17 protein-coding genes are annotated in these 15,808 nt (G+C 67.4%); 14 read left to right on the forward strand and 3 right to left on the reverse strand.

Going from position 1 to position 15,808, the window contains the following annotated elements:
* Window positions 1-33 precede the first annotated feature (33 nt).
* From HCA61_RS21420 to HCA61_RS21440, 5 genes are read left to right on the forward strand one after another with little or no spacing between them, the layout of a single operon-like run.
* The gene (locus tag HCA61_RS21420; RefSeq protein ID WP_169690211.1) at window positions 34-978 is read left to right on the forward strand and encodes a leucine-rich repeat domain-containing protein; all 945 of its coding nucleotides are present in this window, start codon (window positions 34-36) and stop codon (window positions 976-978) included.
* A complete protein-coding gene (locus HCA61_RS21425; protein WP_169690212.1) occupies window positions 975-2,126 on the forward strand; it encodes an STM4014 family protein in 1,152 nt (383 codons plus the stop codon). The genes HCA61_RS21420 and HCA61_RS21425 overlap by 4 nt, the downstream gene beginning before the upstream one ends.
* Window positions 2,123-2,980: an STM4013/SEN3800 family hydrolase gene (locus HCA61_RS21430; protein ID WP_169690213.1), complete on the forward strand. Its 858-nt coding sequence runs from the start codon at window positions 2,123-2,125 to the stop codon at window positions 2,978-2,980. Before HCA61_RS21425 ends, HCA61_RS21430 begins: the two co-directional genes overlap by 4 nt.
* Window positions 2,977-4,347, forward strand: a complete 1,371-nt coding sequence (locus tag HCA61_RS21435) for an STM4012 family radical SAM protein (RefSeq protein ID WP_169690214.1) — start codon at window positions 2,977-2,979, stop codon at window positions 4,345-4,347. Before HCA61_RS21430 ends, HCA61_RS21435 begins: the two co-directional genes overlap by 4 nt.
* Window positions 4,344-5,261: an STM4011 family radical SAM protein gene (locus HCA61_RS21440; protein ID WP_169690215.1), complete on the forward strand. Its 918-nt coding sequence runs from the start codon at window positions 4,344-4,346 to the stop codon at window positions 5,259-5,261. The genes HCA61_RS21435 and HCA61_RS21440 overlap by 4 nt, the downstream gene beginning before the upstream one ends.
* Here the strand turns inward: HCA61_RS21440 and HCA61_RS21445 are convergent.
* Window positions 5,221-6,351: a Xaa-Pro peptidase family protein gene (locus HCA61_RS21445; protein WP_169690216.1), complete on the reverse strand. Its 1,131-nt coding sequence runs from the start codon at window positions 6,349-6,351 to the stop codon at window positions 5,221-5,223. The genes HCA61_RS21440 and HCA61_RS21445 overlap by 41 nt on opposite strands.
* Before the next feature lie 35 nt (window positions 6,352-6,386).
* Between HCA61_RS21445 and HCA61_RS21450 the strand changes: the two genes are divergently transcribed.
* From HCA61_RS21450 to HCA61_RS21460, 3 genes are read left to right on the forward strand one after another with little or no spacing between them, the layout of a single operon-like run.
* Window positions 6,387-7,370: a 5'-3' exonuclease gene (locus HCA61_RS21450; RefSeq protein ID WP_169690217.1), complete on the forward strand. Its 984-nt coding sequence runs from the start codon at window positions 6,387-6,389 to the stop codon at window positions 7,368-7,370.
* Window positions 7,371-7,377: 7 nt separating this feature from the next.
* Window positions 7,378-7,623, forward strand: a complete 246-nt coding sequence (locus HCA61_RS21455) for a hypothetical protein (protein WP_169690218.1) — start codon at window positions 7,378-7,380, stop codon at window positions 7,621-7,623.
* Between the two features lie 34 nt (window positions 7,624-7,657).
* Entirely contained in the window at window positions 7,658-8,785 is a 1,128-nt protein-coding gene (locus tag HCA61_RS21460) for a flotillin family protein (RefSeq protein WP_169690219.1), read from the forward strand.
* 58 nt (window positions 8,786-8,843) lie between these two features.
* On the opposite strand, the gene HCA61_RS21465 is transcribed toward HCA61_RS21460, so the two are convergent.
* A complete protein-coding gene (locus HCA61_RS21465) occupies window positions 8,844-9,455 on the reverse strand; it encodes a hypothetical protein (protein ID WP_169690220.1) in 612 nt (203 codons plus the stop codon).
* 272 nt (window positions 9,456-9,727) lie between these two features.
* Here HCA61_RS21465 and HCA61_RS26680 point away from each other — a divergent pair, with 272 nt between their 5' ends.
* The 4 genes from HCA61_RS26680 to HCA61_RS26685 all read left to right on the forward strand — a co-directional run bounded on the left by HCA61_RS26680 (window position 9,728) and on the right by HCA61_RS26685 (window position 11,440).
* Window positions 9,728-9,850, forward strand: a complete 123-nt coding sequence (locus tag HCA61_RS26680; protein ID WP_277352051.1) for a hypothetical protein — start codon at window positions 9,728-9,730, stop codon at window positions 9,848-9,850.
* 346 nt (window positions 9,851-10,196) lie between these two features.
* Complete coding sequence (locus HCA61_RS21470; protein WP_169690221.1) at window positions 10,197-10,340, forward strand: hypothetical protein; 144 nt, start codon at window positions 10,197-10,199, stop codon at window positions 10,338-10,340.
* Complete coding sequence (locus HCA61_RS21475) at window positions 10,316-10,888, forward strand: hypothetical protein (protein WP_169690222.1); 573 nt, start codon at window positions 10,316-10,318, stop codon at window positions 10,886-10,888. Before HCA61_RS21470 ends, HCA61_RS21475 begins: the two co-directional genes overlap by 25 nt.
* A 426-nt stretch (window positions 10,889-11,314) precedes the next feature.
* Window positions 11,315-11,440, forward strand: a complete 126-nt coding sequence (locus HCA61_RS26685; RefSeq protein WP_277352052.1) for a hypothetical protein — start codon at window positions 11,315-11,317, stop codon at window positions 11,438-11,440.
* 255 nt (window positions 11,441-11,695) lie between these two features.
* Here HCA61_RS26685 and HCA61_RS21480 read toward each other — a convergent pair whose 3' ends face one another.
* Window positions 11,696-12,340, reverse strand: a complete 645-nt coding sequence (locus HCA61_RS21480; protein WP_169690223.1) for an ABATE domain-containing protein — start codon at window positions 12,338-12,340, stop codon at window positions 11,696-11,698.
* A gap of 98 nt (window positions 12,341-12,438) precedes the next feature.
* Between HCA61_RS21480 and HCA61_RS21485 the strand changes: the two genes are divergently transcribed.
* Entirely contained in the window at window positions 12,439-13,677 is a 1,239-nt protein-coding gene (locus tag HCA61_RS21485) for an MFS transporter (RefSeq protein ID WP_169690224.1), read from the forward strand.
* A gap of 991 nt (window positions 13,678-14,668) precedes the next feature.
* Window positions 14,669-15,715: a hypothetical protein gene (locus HCA61_RS21490; RefSeq protein ID WP_169690225.1), complete on the forward strand. Its 1,047-nt coding sequence runs from the start codon at window positions 14,669-14,671 to the stop codon at window positions 15,713-15,715.
* Window positions 15,716-15,808: the final 93 nt, after the last annotated feature.

The following is a 15,808-nucleotide window of genomic DNA, read 5'->3' on the forward strand; positions in this document are numbered from 1 at the left end:
CCGACCCACTCCCTCGGAAATGGAGCATCACCGGTGACGATCGACACCCCTACCAGTACCTTCGCCGGACTACCCGTCCAGCAGTACTCCGCTGATATCCCGACCCCCACCGATCCGGGCGCGTTCGCGTGGAAGATCGCCACCGACTGGAACCGTGGCGACGACGGTTTCGTCGACGACCTGGTGTCTCTCGCCGGTCAGCCGTGGGCCGGACAGATCAGCACGCTGGTGTTCGGGTGTTGGACGGAGGCCAGTGATCCGCTGCCGACGGACAAGGTGGTGCCGCTGCTTGCGGCGTTCCCGGCCGTGCGGCATCTGTTCGTCGGCGACATGACCTTCGAGGAATGCGAGATCTCGTGGATCGACTGGGGGGATCTCGGAGCGGTCCTCGCGGCTTTCCCTGATCTCGAGACACTCCAGTTGCGCGGCGGTAGTTCGACGACCATCAGCGAGCCGGTCCCCCTCGCCACGCCGGTCCTGCCCCGGTTGCGGTCGCTGACCGTCGAATCCGGTGGACTGCAACAGACCTACCTCGACGGGTTGCTCGCGATCGACGCACCCGACCTGACCGACCTCGAGATCTGGCTCGGCGTCGACAACTACGGTGCCATCACCGTCGTCGACCCGCTCTCCGCGCTGCTCGCCGGCAACCGGTTTCCCGCACTGAGCCGTCTGGGTTTGCGCAACAGCGATCTCGCCGACCGTATTGCTGCGGCGCTGGTGCAGGCACCGGTGTTGCAGCGCATCTCCACGCTCGACCTGTCGAACGGGACGCTGACCGACACCGGAGCCGATACGCTCGCCGGCGCTGATCTCGGTGCAGTGCGCACCTTGATCCTCGACCATCATTTCGTCTCCGACGAGGCGTTGTCGCGGCTGCGCGCGGCACACCCGCACGTGGAGATCTCGGCCGACGACCGGCAGGAACCCGAAGAGCACGGCGGCGAGGTCTATCTGTATACCGCTGTCTCCGAATGACTTCCCTACCGCAGCTGCTGCTGGTTGGGAATCCGGGCGGTCGCCGCACGACGTTGCTTGCCGCGGCGTGCCGCCGGGCGGGTCACCGGGCACCGCAGGTGTTGAGTTGGCGCACAGTCCTCGCGGACGGGCCGTCCAGGGCGGGTGCGGTGCTCGCCGCAGCCCTGGCCGCACCGGCAGCTCCGGCTCTGGTGCGGATCGACTCCCCCGGCGACGACCCGGTCGTCGACCGGCTGCTGCGCGGCGCCCCCGACTGCGCACCCCGCGGTGCGATCACCGCCGGTCCCGCCTGGTATCGGGGGTTCAGCACAGCCACCGCCGCGCTCGGCGATGCGGCCACCGCGGCCGGTGCCCGTCTGACCGCCGATCCCGCCGACCTGGGGGTGCTCTTCGACAAAGCCGCCTGCCACGCCCGTCTGGAGGCCGCCGGTGTCCCGGTGCCTGCCGCGCTCGGGGCCCCGATCCGTGGTTGGGACGACTTGCGGGACGGCCTGCGGAGACGCGGCTGGGCCAGGGTGTTCGTCAAGCCCGCTCACGGCTCGTCCGCGTCCGGGGTACTCGCCGTGCAACTGCGCAACCACCGTGCGGGCGCGGATGTGCTCGCACGCGGCCCGGTGCAGTGGCACGACGGACGGCCGGTCAACAGCCTGCGGCCCGGCACGTTCCGCGGTGAAACAGAAGTCGGCGCCCTCGTCGATGCGCTCGCCGAGCAGCGACTGCACGTCGAACAGTGGTTTCCGAAACTCGTTCTGCGCGGCAAGGCCGCGGATGTGCGGGTTCTCGTTGTCGCCGGCACCGCGACGCACGCGGTGGTGCGCACCTCGCGTGGCTCGGTGACGAACCTGCATCTGGGTAATGAACGCGGGGATCTCGCGGCACTGTGTGTGGTGCTCGGCGATGCGGGGTGGCGGCGGGTGCTCGATGTCGCCGAGGCCTCCGCCCGGTGTTTTCCCGGCATGCACACCGTCGGTGTCGACGTGCTCGTCGGTGCGCGAGCCGGATCGTCGGGGCCGGCGCCCACCCCGGTGGCGGTTGCCGAGGTCAATGCCTTCGGTGATCTGTTGCCGAATCTGCCCGGCCTCCACCGCCCCGACCACGACACCTACGACGCCCAGATCCACAGCCTGACCGGAGTACTCACCGCATGACCCAGATCCCCGCGTTCCGCGATGTCGTCGGCACCCACGACATCGTGTTCGTCACCCTCGACACGTTGCGTTTCGACGTCGCCGACACCGAACTGGCCGCTGGCCGCACCCCGAACCTCGCCGCGCTGCTCCCCGGTGGGCGGTGGGAGCAGCGTCATACTCCCGCAACGTTCACTTTCCCCGCCCATCAGGCGTTCTTCGCCGGGTTCTTGCCCACCCCGGCCGACGGCGGCGACCACGAGCGGTTGTTCGCCGCGGAGTTCCCCGGCCACACCGAAGATCTCCTGGGGTCGGGTACCTGGCTGTTCGGCGAGGCCACCGTCGTCGAGGCCCTCGCCGCTGCCGGTTACCGCACCGTGTGTCTCGGCGGGGTGGGGTTCTTCAACCGGCAGACCGCGTTGGGTTCGGTGCTGCCCGACCTGTTCGAGGAAAGTCACTGGTCCGAGGCCACGGGGGTCGCCGACCCCGACAGCTTCGATCATCAACTCGACGCGCTCGACTCACGCCTCGCCGTCGACGATCCGCGCCCCCGGTTCGTGTTCGTCAACGTGGCGGCGCTGCACCAGCCCAACCACTTCTATCTCGACGGCATCGCGAGTACCCCTGAGACGCGGCGCCCCGACACCCTGGAAAGTCACGCCGCGGCGTTGCGGTACGTCGATTCGCGGATTCCGCGTCTGACCAGGATGCTCACGGCGGGTCCCCGTCCGGTGTTCCTGATCGTGTGCTCCGATCACGGCACTGCGTACGGCGACGACGACCGCCAGGGGCATCGCCTCGCCCACGAGTGCGTGTGGACCGTGCCGTACGCGCACACCGTCCTGCCGCACCTCACCTCCGGAGCCGCCGCATGAACGACAGTCAGATAGACCTCGACCACATAGACCTCGACGCGTCCCCGTACCAGGGGTATCTGTACGCCTATCCGCACAAGAGTGCCTACCGTCCCCTCGACCCGTCGCCGCGGCTGCGTGACGTGTGGGCGCGACAGGACCTGTCGTCGCTGTTTCTCTATGCCCACGTCCCGTTCTGCGAGATGCGCTGCGGTTTCTGCAATCTGTTCACCACCGCCCGCCCACCTGCGGAGCGGGTCTCCGACTATCTGCAGGCACTGCGTCGTCAGGCCCGGCAGGTGCGCGCCGAACTCGACGCGACGGGACGCGCCGCTCACTTCGCCTCGGCCGCAATTGGTGGCGGCACCCCCACCTATCTCGAACCGGCAGAACTCGACGACCTGTTCGACATCCTCACCGGGTTCGCTCCGGAACTTCCCTCTTTGCCGATCGGGGTGGAGACCTCCCCGGCCACGGCCACCGAAGATCGGCTCACGGTGCTCGCCGAGCGCGGGGTGCACCGCGTCAGCATGGGTGTCCAGAGCTTCCTCGACCGCGAAGCGCACGCGGCGGGCCGCCCCCAACACCGCACCGACGTCGACGCCGCCCTCGACCGGCTGCAGGACGGTCGGTTTCCTGTCGTCAACCTCGATTTGATCTACGGCATCGACGGGCAGACCCCCGACACCTGGCAGTATTCGCTGGACACGGCGCTCGCGCGGCGCCCCGAGGAGATCTACCTGTATCCACTGTATGTGCGGCCGCTGACCGGGCTCGGTCGCCGCGCCGGCGACGAGGCGCTGCGGGATCCGGATTGGGACGCCCGCCGCCTCGGGCTGTATCGGCAGGGCGTCGCCGCGCTCACCGCCGCCGGGTATCGCCAGCATTCCATGCGGCAGTTCCGTCGCGCCGATGTGCCCGGCGACGACACCGACTACTGCTGCCAGAACGACGGCATGATCGGGCTCGGCTGCGGTGCCCGCTCCTACACCGACACACTGCATTACTCGTTCGACTACGCCGTCGGGATCCCCGCGGTGCGCACCATCCTCGACGAGTACAGCGCCACCACCGATTTCACCGCTGCCACCGTCGGAGCCCGTCTCGACGATCAGGAACAGCGCCGCCGCTGGCTGATCAAGACCTTGCTGCGCACCGAGGGGATGCGCACCGCCGATTACACCGGGCGGTTCGGCACCGACCCGCTCGTCGACATTCCGGAACTCGGTGCCCTGACCGCTCGTGGGTGGTCCACCCATCGGCCTGATCCCGGGGGCGGGACCTGGATCCGATTGACCGATGACGGGCTCGCGCATTCCGACGTCATCGGGCCGTGGCTGGTGTCGACGTCGGTCCGTGCGGCGATGGCCACGGCTGTGATCCGATGACGGACTCGGCCGCACCCGAGTTGACGATCCTCTATCGCGGTCCGCTCGCCAGCTGCAACTACGACTGTCCCTATTGCCCGTTCGCCAAGCGTCGTGACAGTCCCGCCACGCTCCGCGCAGACCGGGCCGCGCTCGCCAGGTTCGTCGACTGGGTCACCCGCAATCCGCAGCAGCATCGGCAGCTGTCGATCCTGTTCACCCCGTGGGGCGAAGCCCTGACCCGCTCGTGGTATCGGGACTCGCTGGTGACGCTGTCGCATCTGCCGCATGTGGGGACTGTCGCGGTGCAGACCAATCTGTCGTGCCGCACCGGCTGGCTCGCGGACGCCGACCCGAACCGGCTCGCCCTGTGGTGCACCTACCATCCCGGTGAAACCACCCTCGAGAAATTCGTGGCGCGTACCGCCGAACTCGACGCGATGGGGATCCGGCATTCGGTGGGCATCGTCGGGCTCGCCGACAATCTCGAGTCCGCCCGCGCGCTGCGCGCGGCGCTACCGGAGGCCACCTACCTGTGGGTCAACGCCGAGGAAGGCCGCGGTTACAGCGCGCAGGAAGCGGCGGTGTGGACCGCGCTCGATCCGTTGTTCGAGTACTCGGCGCATGCGCACCCGTCCGCGGGTCTGCCGTGCCGCACCGGGGAGAGCGTGATCAGCGTCGACGGTGACGGGCTGGTGCGGCGCTGCCATTTTGTGGCGGCGCCGCTCGGCAACCTCTACGACGGTTCGTATCTTCCGGCGTTGCGGCCGCGGGTGTGTCCGAATGCGGTGTGCGACTGTCACATCGGGTATGTGCATCTCGAGACACTGCCGCTCTACGAGGTGTTCGCCGGCGGCATCGTCGAACGCATCCCCGCCGGCCGGAGGTTACCGCTCAGCCCGGCAGCACCGTCAGCCCGTGCGGGCGCCGATTGACCGGCTCGCAGCCGTCGTCGGTGACGATGACGATGTCCTCGATGCGGGCGCCCCATTCGCCGCGGAAGTAGATGCCCGGTTCGACGCTGAACGCCATGCCCGCCTGCAGCGGTTCGGTGTTGCCGTTGACGATGTACGGCTCTTCGTGCACCGACAGACCGATGCCGTGCCCGGTGCGGTGCACGAAAACCTCGGCGAGTCCCTCGGCGGCGAGCAGATCACGTGCTGCGGCGTCGATGTCCTCGGCACGTGCCCCCGGCTTCACGGCATCGACGGCGGCCTGCTGTGCGGCCTCGAGCACCGCGATCTTCTCAGCGGCAGCGGCATCCGGGGTACCGATGCTGTAGGTGCGGGTCGAATCGGAGTTGTAGCCCGGTTCGACCGGACCGCCGATGTCGATGACCACGATGTCCCCGGTGGTGATGACCCGGTCGGAGACCTCGTGGTGCGGGTCGGCGCCGTGCGGACCCGACCCGACGATCACGAACGCGGCGTCGGTGTGGCCTTCGGCGATGATCGCGGCGGAGATGTCCGCGGCGACCTGCGCTTCGGTGCGGCCCGGGCGCAGCCATTCCCCCATTCGGGCGTGCACGCGGTCGATGGCGGCTCCGGCGCGGCGCAGCGCCTCGATCTCGTCGCTGTCCTTGATCATGCGCAGATCCCGGATCACCGGTGTCGCGAGGACCGGGACGTGATCGAACGTCGCGGCGATCGGCACCAGATGCAGCGCCGGCATCGCGTCGGCCACAGCGACCTTCCCCCCGGCGGGAACGAATTCTGCGACGAGTGCGTACGGGTTCTGCCCGTCCACCCAGTCGCGTACCGGCAGCGCGAGTTCGGTGACAGCGGACTCGTTCAGCGAGGCCAGTTCCAGGCGCGGCACGACCACCGCGGCGGTCGACCCGTCGGTGGGAATCACCAGGGCGGTGAGGCGTTCGAACGATTCGGCGCGGGACCCGATCAGATAGCGCAGGTCGGGGCCGGGGGTGATCAGGAGCGCATCGAGTCCGGCGGCGGCACCGAGTTCGGCGGCGCGGCGGAGTCGGGCTCCGTAGCGGACGGCGGGGAAGCGGGACTCAGGGGTGCTCATGTCGTCGAGCCTAATGCCCGTGCCCAGATGGCAGGATGAGGTCCGTGACCGAACCCGACACTTCCGCGCCGCCCACCGGGGCACCGTCGTTGATGCTGCTCGACAGCGCCGGCCTGTGGTTCCGCGCGTTCTACGGCGTGCCCGATTCTCTCACCGGCCCCGACGGCACCCCCATCAATGCGATCCGCGGGTTCGTCGACATGGTCGCGACGTTGATTCGCCGCCAACGCCCCACCCGGATGGTCGCCTGCCTGGATCTGGATTGGCGGCCCGCCTTTCGGGTTGCGGCGGTGCCCAGCTACAAGGCGCACCGCGTCGCCGCCGACTCTCTCGACGGCACCGTCGAAGACGTCCCGCCCGCGCTGAGCCGGCAGGTCCCGGTGATCCTCGACATTCTCGCTGCCGCAGGCATCGCCACCGGCGGCGCCGACGGTTTCGAAGCCGACGACGTGATGGGTACCCTCGCCGCGACCGAACGCACCGACCCGGTGGTGGTGGTCAGCGGCGACCGCGATCTGCTGCAGGTCGTCACCGACACCCCCGTGCCCGTGCGGGTGCTGTATGTGGGTCGGGGCCTGGCGAAAGCCGAGTTGTACGATCCGGCGTTGGTCGCGGAGAAGTACGGAGTTCCCCTGGACCGGCCTGGCGCAGGCTACGCCGAACTCGCGGTGCTGCGCGGCGACCCGTCGGACGGGTTGCCCGGCGTCAAAGGTATCGGGGACAAGACCGCGTCCGGATTGCTGATGCAGTACGGGTCGCTCGCCGCGGTGCGCGCGGCAGCGCTCGACGAGTCGACGTCGCTCGCGAAAGGCGTGCGCAGCAAGCTCGCCGCCGCGTCCGACTATCTGGACGTGGCGATGCCGGTGGTGAGGGTCGCCACCGACGCGCCGGTGCAGTGTTCCAAGTCCGACGAGTTGCCGTCGTCGCCGGCCGATCCGGACGCGTTGACCGCGCTCGCGCAGCGGTGGGGTGTGGAACGGGCCGTAGGGTCGCTCACCGCAGCCCTCGCCGGACAGTAGCGCGCGCATGACCGACCAGAATCCGATCGGGAAGATCGGACGACTCACGCTGGCCACCCGCGGTACCGACGGGCCCGGGCAGGTGGAGTTGCCGATCCGTGGTGGCCGCGAAACCTACACCGCGTGGTCCACGCAGCCGCTGCCGGGGATGTCCACCGTCCTGGTGGTCGCCGACCGTGGTGGCCGCGCGCTCGATGTCGAGCCGTGGCTGGACCTGAGTGTCGCCAGTGAGACAGAAAAGACCCAACAGTAGTTGACACAGCAGCACCCAACACAGAGGAGTCCGAATGTTCGGCTATCGAGTGCCCGCACCCAACGAGGCCCTGCTCATCTCCGGCGGAAACCGCGGAGGAGACGGGGCGCCATTTCGTGTGGTCACCGGTCAGGGTGCGTTCGTGATCCCGGTCCTGCGGAAAGCCGACATCCTGTCACTCGACCTGCACGAGGCCCTCATCAAGGAAACCTGTGTGACCACCCAGGGCGTGGAACTGTCGGTCAGCGCGGTGGTCGCATTCAAAGTGGGCAACGACAACGAATCGATCGTCAACGCCGCACAGCGCTTCCTGTCTTCGCAGAAAGGTGCGATGGCCGGCACCGTCGGGGAGATCTTCGCCGGTCACCTGCGATCCATCATCGGTTCGATGACAGTCGAACAGATCATCCGTCAGCGTGAAGTCCTCGCCTCCCAGGTGCTCGACAGCTCCAATGTGGAGATGGGACGGATGGGTCTGATCGTGGATTCGATGCAGATCCGGTCCATCGACGACTGCGGCTCCGGGTACATCGATTCGTTGCGCGCACCGCACCTCGCGCAGGTCGAGCGAGAGGCGAAGATCGCGCAGGCAGAAGCAGATCGGGCCGCCGCTGAAGCACAGCAGGAATCGCGACGGCGGCAGGCCGAGTACACACGCGAAACCGCAATCAAGGAATCGGAGATCCAGGCCGAGACCGACCGCGCCAAGGCAGAGGCCGCACAGGCCGGACCGCTCGCGCAGGCTACCGCTCAGCGTGAGGTCCTCGAGGCGCAGTCGGAACTGGCCGTCAAACAGGCGGCGCTGCGGGAGAAGCAACTGCAGAGCGAGGTCATCAAGCCGGCCGAGGCGAAGGCCCGCGAGACCGAGATCCTGGCCAAGGCGAAGGCCGAGGAGATCCGGATCCTGGCTGAGGCCGCCGCTTCCAACGGGCGTGTCGCACTGGATCAGACGCTGATCGAGCAGTTGCCGCTCATCGTGGAGGCCGCCGCGAAGGGCCTGGCCAACTCCAATCTGACCATCCTCAACGGTCAGGAAGGTGTCAATGACACCATTTCCGGCATGGTCGGTCAGGGCCTGGCCGTGTTCGGAGCGCTGCAGAAGGGCATCCTGAACGGCGACAACGACGACGAGCAGTCGGGTCTGCACGAGATAGCCGGCTGACACGGCAGTACCCCGGTGACACGGTGCGGCTCCTGCCGCCCGTGCTCCGGCATCTCGGCTATCGGATGTGCGCGAGAAGCGCTCGGCCGGTGTCCCATTCACCGAGTAGCGCGGGACCTGTCGGTTCGGTGTCAACCGGATGGTGGTGCACCACCACAGTCGTATCTCCTGCCTCGATCACCGTGTCGGTTCCGGTAGTGGTTGTCCGTACCTCGGTGACCGTCGGAACAGCCCCCGACCCGGACCCGGTGCCCCGGGCACGCACAGTGTTGTCGACCTTCCGCGGTGCTGTGCCGTCGACGTGCAGAAACTGGGCGGCTTCACGTCCGGCACCGTCGATGGTGGCAAGTAATTGCTCGACGTAGACGGGGTCGGTTGTGGCGTCGTAGATGTAGCGGTGACCGAGCACCGAATGCTCCATCTCGCCCACCGGCCGCGCTGTAGGCAGCGGTGCCCCACGATAGGTCAGCGGTACTTGGTAGACGGACCCGTCCGCGTCGCGTACCAGATGGATTTCGATCCCGACTTCACCGTCGGGATCGTCGAAGCGGTACGCGCCGACCTGCTCGAGCACCGGGTCCGTTCCCGGGTAGTAGGCGGCGGACGGCAGCCAGGCGGCGATCAGTTCCGGCTTGGTGGGCGATAATTCGGCTGCATACAGAAGTGCCACGCCGTGAGCATAGCGGCGGCGGGCCGCTATCTCGGGACGGGCGGGCTCCGCGCGTTGCTACCGATGTGATGCCCTCGTCTGCTTGGCGGCATCGAGCCCCGTGATCCGATGCCCATCTCGTCGGCGAGGTCGTCCGGTTCTCCACACGAACCGGCTGCGCCGGTCGCCGTCGCCCAAGCCCGACCGTCCTCGCGCGGAATCCGGGCCTGCGCAAGAACCCGTTGCCCGGCCGTCGCGGCGTTCGTCGACTGACTGGGCCTTACTGTCGCCCGGTGACGCTGCCGTGGCTGGGTTTCGTACCCGATGACGTGACCTCCACACCACAGTCAGCGGTTCTGCGGCTGGCCGAGCAGTTTCGAGTCGATCCGGATGCGATCGGCTCCTACGGGAGGTGAGCAAAGACCCGCACAGATCAGCTGCTATGGCGGCAGGTACCCACGACTCGGCACCAACGGCGTCCAGCAGGCCGACACCGACGGACGCCGCCCTGCACAAACTGGCGGAAGAAGACGCTGCACGGCAACGGATCAACGACCACAAGCGTCGGACAGAACCGGGCGACATGCCCCCGATACTGGCCCGCGTCGTGACCGCGACCGCGGCATGGACCGCTGACGGACCACCACGAAGGAGGCATGAAACGATGCTCGACAACGCGAACGGCCGCAGCGGGGGCACTCACCAGGGTCGGTGGTGCACCAACGGAGTCATCGGCGGCAGCCGAGCATCAAGGGGAGGGTCATGGCCCGGCAGAACGACGATCAAGCAGCACTTTTTGGTTTCAGGGAGGATGACGCGATGGAAGAGCAGAGCAACGCCGATCTGAGGATCCACAGCGAAGTGACGCGGATCTGGGGCGAGTGGGTCGGGATGGACCCGACCTGACACCAGAGCAGCGCGAGAGCCTGATCTGGCAGGAGGCAGCCCGGCTGACACAGATGGTGGAGGAAGCGGTCGGGGACGGCGGCCACGGGGGTCTGCTGGACCAGTGGCGGCTAGACAACCCGGGTCTGACACCGGACTACGAGACCGTGGTCTCGTCGATGCGGCAGGCGTGGGAGCGGCAACGCTCGCGGGTGCTGACCGAGGAGCTGTACTCGCAGGTGACCGACGAGGTGTACCAGCGGGTCACGCAAGTACAGGAGCAGATCGAGCAGGAGAGTCTGCGACTGGTCGAGCAGGCACGCGAATCGCGGGATCCGGATCGCTGGAAGACGCCGTGGGTGGAGCCGACGCCGCTGGCGGAGAAGATCGTCGACCAGGTGTGGCCGGGACGGTCGGGGCGGTTCCTGGTCCTGGCGTGGTCGCTGATCCAGCAGCGGATGGAGGACAACCAGCCGACCCCGAACGGCAGGCACGATCCGCTGGCCGACGAGCTGGGCGCGATGATCGAGGCCGAGATGAGGGAGCACCCGACGACGACCCCGTTCTGACCCTTCGCGCCCAATGGGCGCATGCCCACACCGCCCGCATGGACGCGCTTCGGCGCGGCACCACCGTCCGCCGGCATCGACGTGGTCGCGGTCGCGGTCGTCGCTGAAGCCGACCAGGCCGGACCGCGCCCTGGACACGCGCCGACGACCTCGACACCTGGTGCACGTTCACCCTCGGCCACTTCCGAGCCGATCCGCCCGGCGTACTCGAACCCTGGCATGCCGCCGCTCACCTGTGGGAACTGCTCATGGGCTGCGGTGCGTTGCCGGCCGTCGACAAGCAGATCGACCTCCGCGTCCGAGTCGCGGTGATCTTGCTGCTGCTCTACGGCCAGCCGCTCAGACCCGAGACGCTGGGCAAGCAGACCGCGAAGAACGGCACCCCCCAGCATCGGCGGCGGCCGCGTCGTCGCGGTCCGCCAACTCGTGCTCCCAGCACCTGCCCCGGTGGTCCCCGACGCCCTCGGCATCCACTACACCACCGCCCACCGGCACCTCGCCCAGGCAGGCGGCACCTGGAACCGCTACGCCCCCGGCGACCACGGCCAGTGACGAACCGCTCTCAACCCGATCGACTACCGACTACTCGAATAAGGGTCTCTGCCAGTCCGGAACCCTGGTGGCTACGCTAGCCCGACCTGGTAATCCGCCGGTTTGTCGCGATTACTACCGGAATCCCACGACGACGGACCGTTTTCGGTCTCGAATGAACAGTCGCGCGGTTCGCCGAACAGTGCTCGCCCACAACCTTCCGCCCGCCCGGACGCCGGCTACACCTGCGCGGTTCCACAGACCGGCGAAGTGCGCTCAGGCATTTCCGCCCGATTTTCGGGTACTACGGCTACCGGTGCGGGCGTGTCGTGCCACTCTGGCGCGGTTTCCGCACACCGGTGAGCACCATTCTCGGCGGGGATGGGACTTGACGAAGAAGAGGATGCACCCCGGGGCGGGGCATGCCCGCACTGAACCGATCCGATCCGGCATCAGCAGACTGCACGCGTCGGACGCGACCTCACCGAGCGCAATCAGCCACGGATCGTCGACTTCCCAGTGCCGAGTCACCACCACAGGGTTCCCAGGTGAGATTTCCAGGCGGGATGCACTGTAGCGGCTGAACTCGTTGATGGCCTTGAAGGAGTCGCTGCTGGGCACCGAATCGTCAGTAACGGATTGCAGACAGCTGCGCAGCGCTTCGCGCAGCGAGAGGAACTGCTCGTGGGTGCGCGGAGTGCACGCCTGTTCGGCAAGGGCGGGAGGTAGTTCGCGGCTGAGCTGGTTGGCATGTGCGGCCACCCAGGCAGTGAGCTGATCGGTGGTGGTCAGTGCGTCGACGCGATGCCCGCGACGGCCTCCGTCGATGTAGGTGGTGTTCACCAACTCCAGGGCGAGTGGTTCCCCGCTCAGCGGCACGGCCGTAGTGGATCTCGAGGAGGATGTGGGATGTCGCGTCATAGACCTAATGGTATCTGCGTTTGACTTGCGTTAGTTCTCGTGTTGCGATATCTGAACTAACGGAAAAACTAAACTTAACCATTAGCTGAGGGGGATTCATGGATGGGTTCGTGCTGCGCAGCAGCTGGAGTACACGCATTACCGCGGTGGCGTTCATATCGTTGACCGGCGCGTTCGGACTGAATCTGGCGATCGGCCAATTCATTCCACCGCTGATGGGGCACTTCGGTTGGTCACTCGCAGCCACGAGCGGCACCGTCGCAGCGAGCACCCTCATGTGGGGGCTGGCCCAACCGGTCATGGGCCGGCTGATCGACCGGTCGGGGCCACGAGCGGTGATGGCCGTCAGTGCCGCGCTGATGGGTCTGGCATACCTTCTTCTCGCGACCATCACCGAGTTCTGGCAGTTCGTTCTCCTCTTCGGAGTCGTCGTCGCGATCGGATTCGCCGGATGCAGTTCGATGCCCGCATCAGTCCTGGTGACGCGATGGCACGTTCGCCGGCGTCCTCAGGCACTGGCGATCAGTTCGATGGGAATCAACGCAGGCCAACTTCTTCTTCTGCCGCTCGCGGGAGTACTGATCTCGGCGTTCGGATGGCAAGCCGCGTTCGCGATTCTCGGGTGCGTGATGCTCGCTGTCGTCGCTCCGACGATTTGGTTCGGCGCCCGGAACAGCCCGGGCGACATCGGACTGGACGCGCAGGAGGCCCCCGCTCCGACGCCGGCTGCCGCCAGTCTTCGGCATGCACTGGCAGATCCGCAATTCTGGCTGATCGCCCTCAGTTTCGCGGGGTGCGGTTACTCGCTGTACATGTTCACCACCCACATGCCCAAACTGGCCGTGGAGCTGGGACTCGGGGCCTCTGCCGGCGGATGGTTGATGGCACTGGTGGCAGTGTGTAGCGCGGCCTCGATGTGGGCCACCGGTCAATGGGCAGCCAAACTATGGGGCAAGCGCCGCCCCCTGCTGGTATTGCACCTGGTCCGCATCGTGGGCTTCCTCGTGCTCGCCTTTGCCGGCACCGGCCAGTTCCTTCTGCTCGCGGTTGTTCTCTTCGGATTGTCCTCGTTCCCGGTGATCCCGCTGACCACCGGATTGATTGCCGATCGCTTCGGGGGTACTGCCATGGGCGGGATCCTCGGCTCGGCCTGGCTGATCCACCAGCTGTTCGCCGCTCTCGGCGTGCTGATCGGTGGCGTGCTCCATGACGCGACCGGCAGTTACCGTACGCCGTTCCTAAGCGGTGCTGCCGTCCTGCTCGCCTCGACCGTCTTGACGTGGTTCATCCGCGAGCGGCGAGCAGCGGCGCTTGAGCCGACGTTGCAGCCGAACTGAACTCCTACTGTCGAGCTCACCCGCGCCCGCTGTGCCTTTGCTCGGCCACAGTGGGCGCGGGCTTCTGTCTCGGACTGGCCGGATATCAATAGTGCTCCGCAACGCACCCGCCCAGCTGGCGTGCAGATGATCCTCCCCGAGGGCAACGCCGGGACGGATGCGTACCTGGTCAAGCACATCGACCAACTTTCCGATATCCAGAGTGCCCGGAGATGGCTGGAAGTCACGGGAGCTCAACTCGGCAGAGCCGACTGCGCATGGGGCGTCGACACAAGGCGACTCCTGCTACTGCGCAATACCAGTGCCATCACATCTACCTCGCCGGGAAGTGGCTCATTGACCCACCGCAACACTGCGGCGTCGTCGACATCCTCCGGGGCCACCGACGTCCTTCCCGAGGTTCCCGCTCCCGCGCGCCCCTTGCTCGCCCGCCCGCCGCACACGGCCCTACCGGACCCGCCGACCGCCACGCAAGAGGAAAACCCGCCCTTGCCTGGCGCCTGTCGAGTCTGCCGCACCGACAACGGTGCCCTGCGCGTGCTCACCGGACACCACCGCCCACCGGCCCCTCGCCGAACAGGCGGCACCTGGAACCGCTACGCCCCCGGCGACCACGGCCAGTGACGAACCACTCTCAACCGGATCGCATACCGACTACCGAAAAACGGTCTCTGCCAGTCCGCAACCCCTGGATGCGCGGTCGGCGGTGCGTCGCGGCCCCGCCGAAAGGCCCTCCCCCGAGGGGTGCGCAGTTTTCGGCCCCGCCGAAATCCTGATCGTCATAAGTGGGGATTATGACGATCAGAGCGTTTCCATGCGTGATTGTGCATGTGAGTGCTCATGTTGTAACGAAACAGTTCATAGTCAGAACCCTATCGACCGATAAGACCTTTCTAACTGCCCTTTTAGTATTTAATAACATTTCATTTCCGATTTCGTTTCGTGTTATGTACGCTTATCTCATGATCGGAGAAGGTCGAGAGGGAATCGAATGAGCGAAACGACGAATACGGACCCCGCGGCACGCGCAGAAACCGAAAAACCGCGCGTCGGCCGACCCCGGAAATACGACTCCCCCGCCGATCGGGTCCGCGCCCACCGCGAACGCGCGCGGCGCCGCAAGGAAGCCGAACAACTCGCCGAACTCACCGACCCCGCCACACCGATCGAGGCGTCAGCGAACCTCACCGCCGCGGTCACCGCACTGCGCACCCTCACCGCGGCGAGCATCGAGCAACACACCGCCGTCGCCACCCAGATCACTGCGGCCCTCGACAAGCTCACCGATCCCGGGGCGCTCGACGCGCAACTGCACCGGACCGCCACCGAACTCGCCAAGGTCAAGGCCGACGCCGACGCGAAGATCGCCCGCCTCAAAGAGCAACTCACGCAGGCCACCGATGACCGCGACAACGCCGACGCCGCCGTCGAGGCCGTCGACCGCGAACTGTCCGACGCGCGCGTCGCGCATGACGAGCAGATCCGCACGCTCGAATCCGCGCATCATGACGAACTGACACGCCTGCATGACGAGCACGCCGATGTTCTGCGCCGGCACCGAGACGAGCACGCCGCCGCGATCGCCGAGTACGAACAGAACGTCGACGGCCTGCACGCGACGATCGCCACACAACGCGAACATCTCGACGCGGCGACAATCGAACGCGACCGGCTTCGCACCGAGGTCGGTGAGCATCGCGACCGGCTCTCCCGCGCCGAAACCGCAGCCGAACGCGCCCGCGCAGACACCGACCGGCACGCCGCGACCATCGACCGCCTCGAATCCGACCTCGGTCTCGAACGGACCCGCGTCGCCGAGCTCCGCGATGCGCTCGAAGACGCCCGCGTCACCTCCGCCACCGCGCGGGCCGCAGAAACCGCCGCCCGCGACCGCGGCGACGAACTGCGCGCCGAAGCCACTGCGCTGCGTGCCGAACTGTTTGCGCTCCGAGCCGACGCCGAGACGAACCGCACGGAACTCACCCGCCTGCGCGCGGCCACCGCCCAGTCCCCGGACGGACACGATCCCTCGGAGTAGGACCCGGCCGGACAGCTGCTCGCAGCACAGGCGTCTCAGCATTCTCGGTGACGATGCCCCGAGCCGTGTGGGCCCCGCGAGGTCTGGACCCCG

The organism is Rhodococcus sp. HNM0563 (assembly GCF_012726195.1).
Taxonomy (GTDB): domain Bacteria; phylum Actinomycetota; class Actinomycetes; order Mycobacteriales; family Mycobacteriaceae; genus Rhodococcus.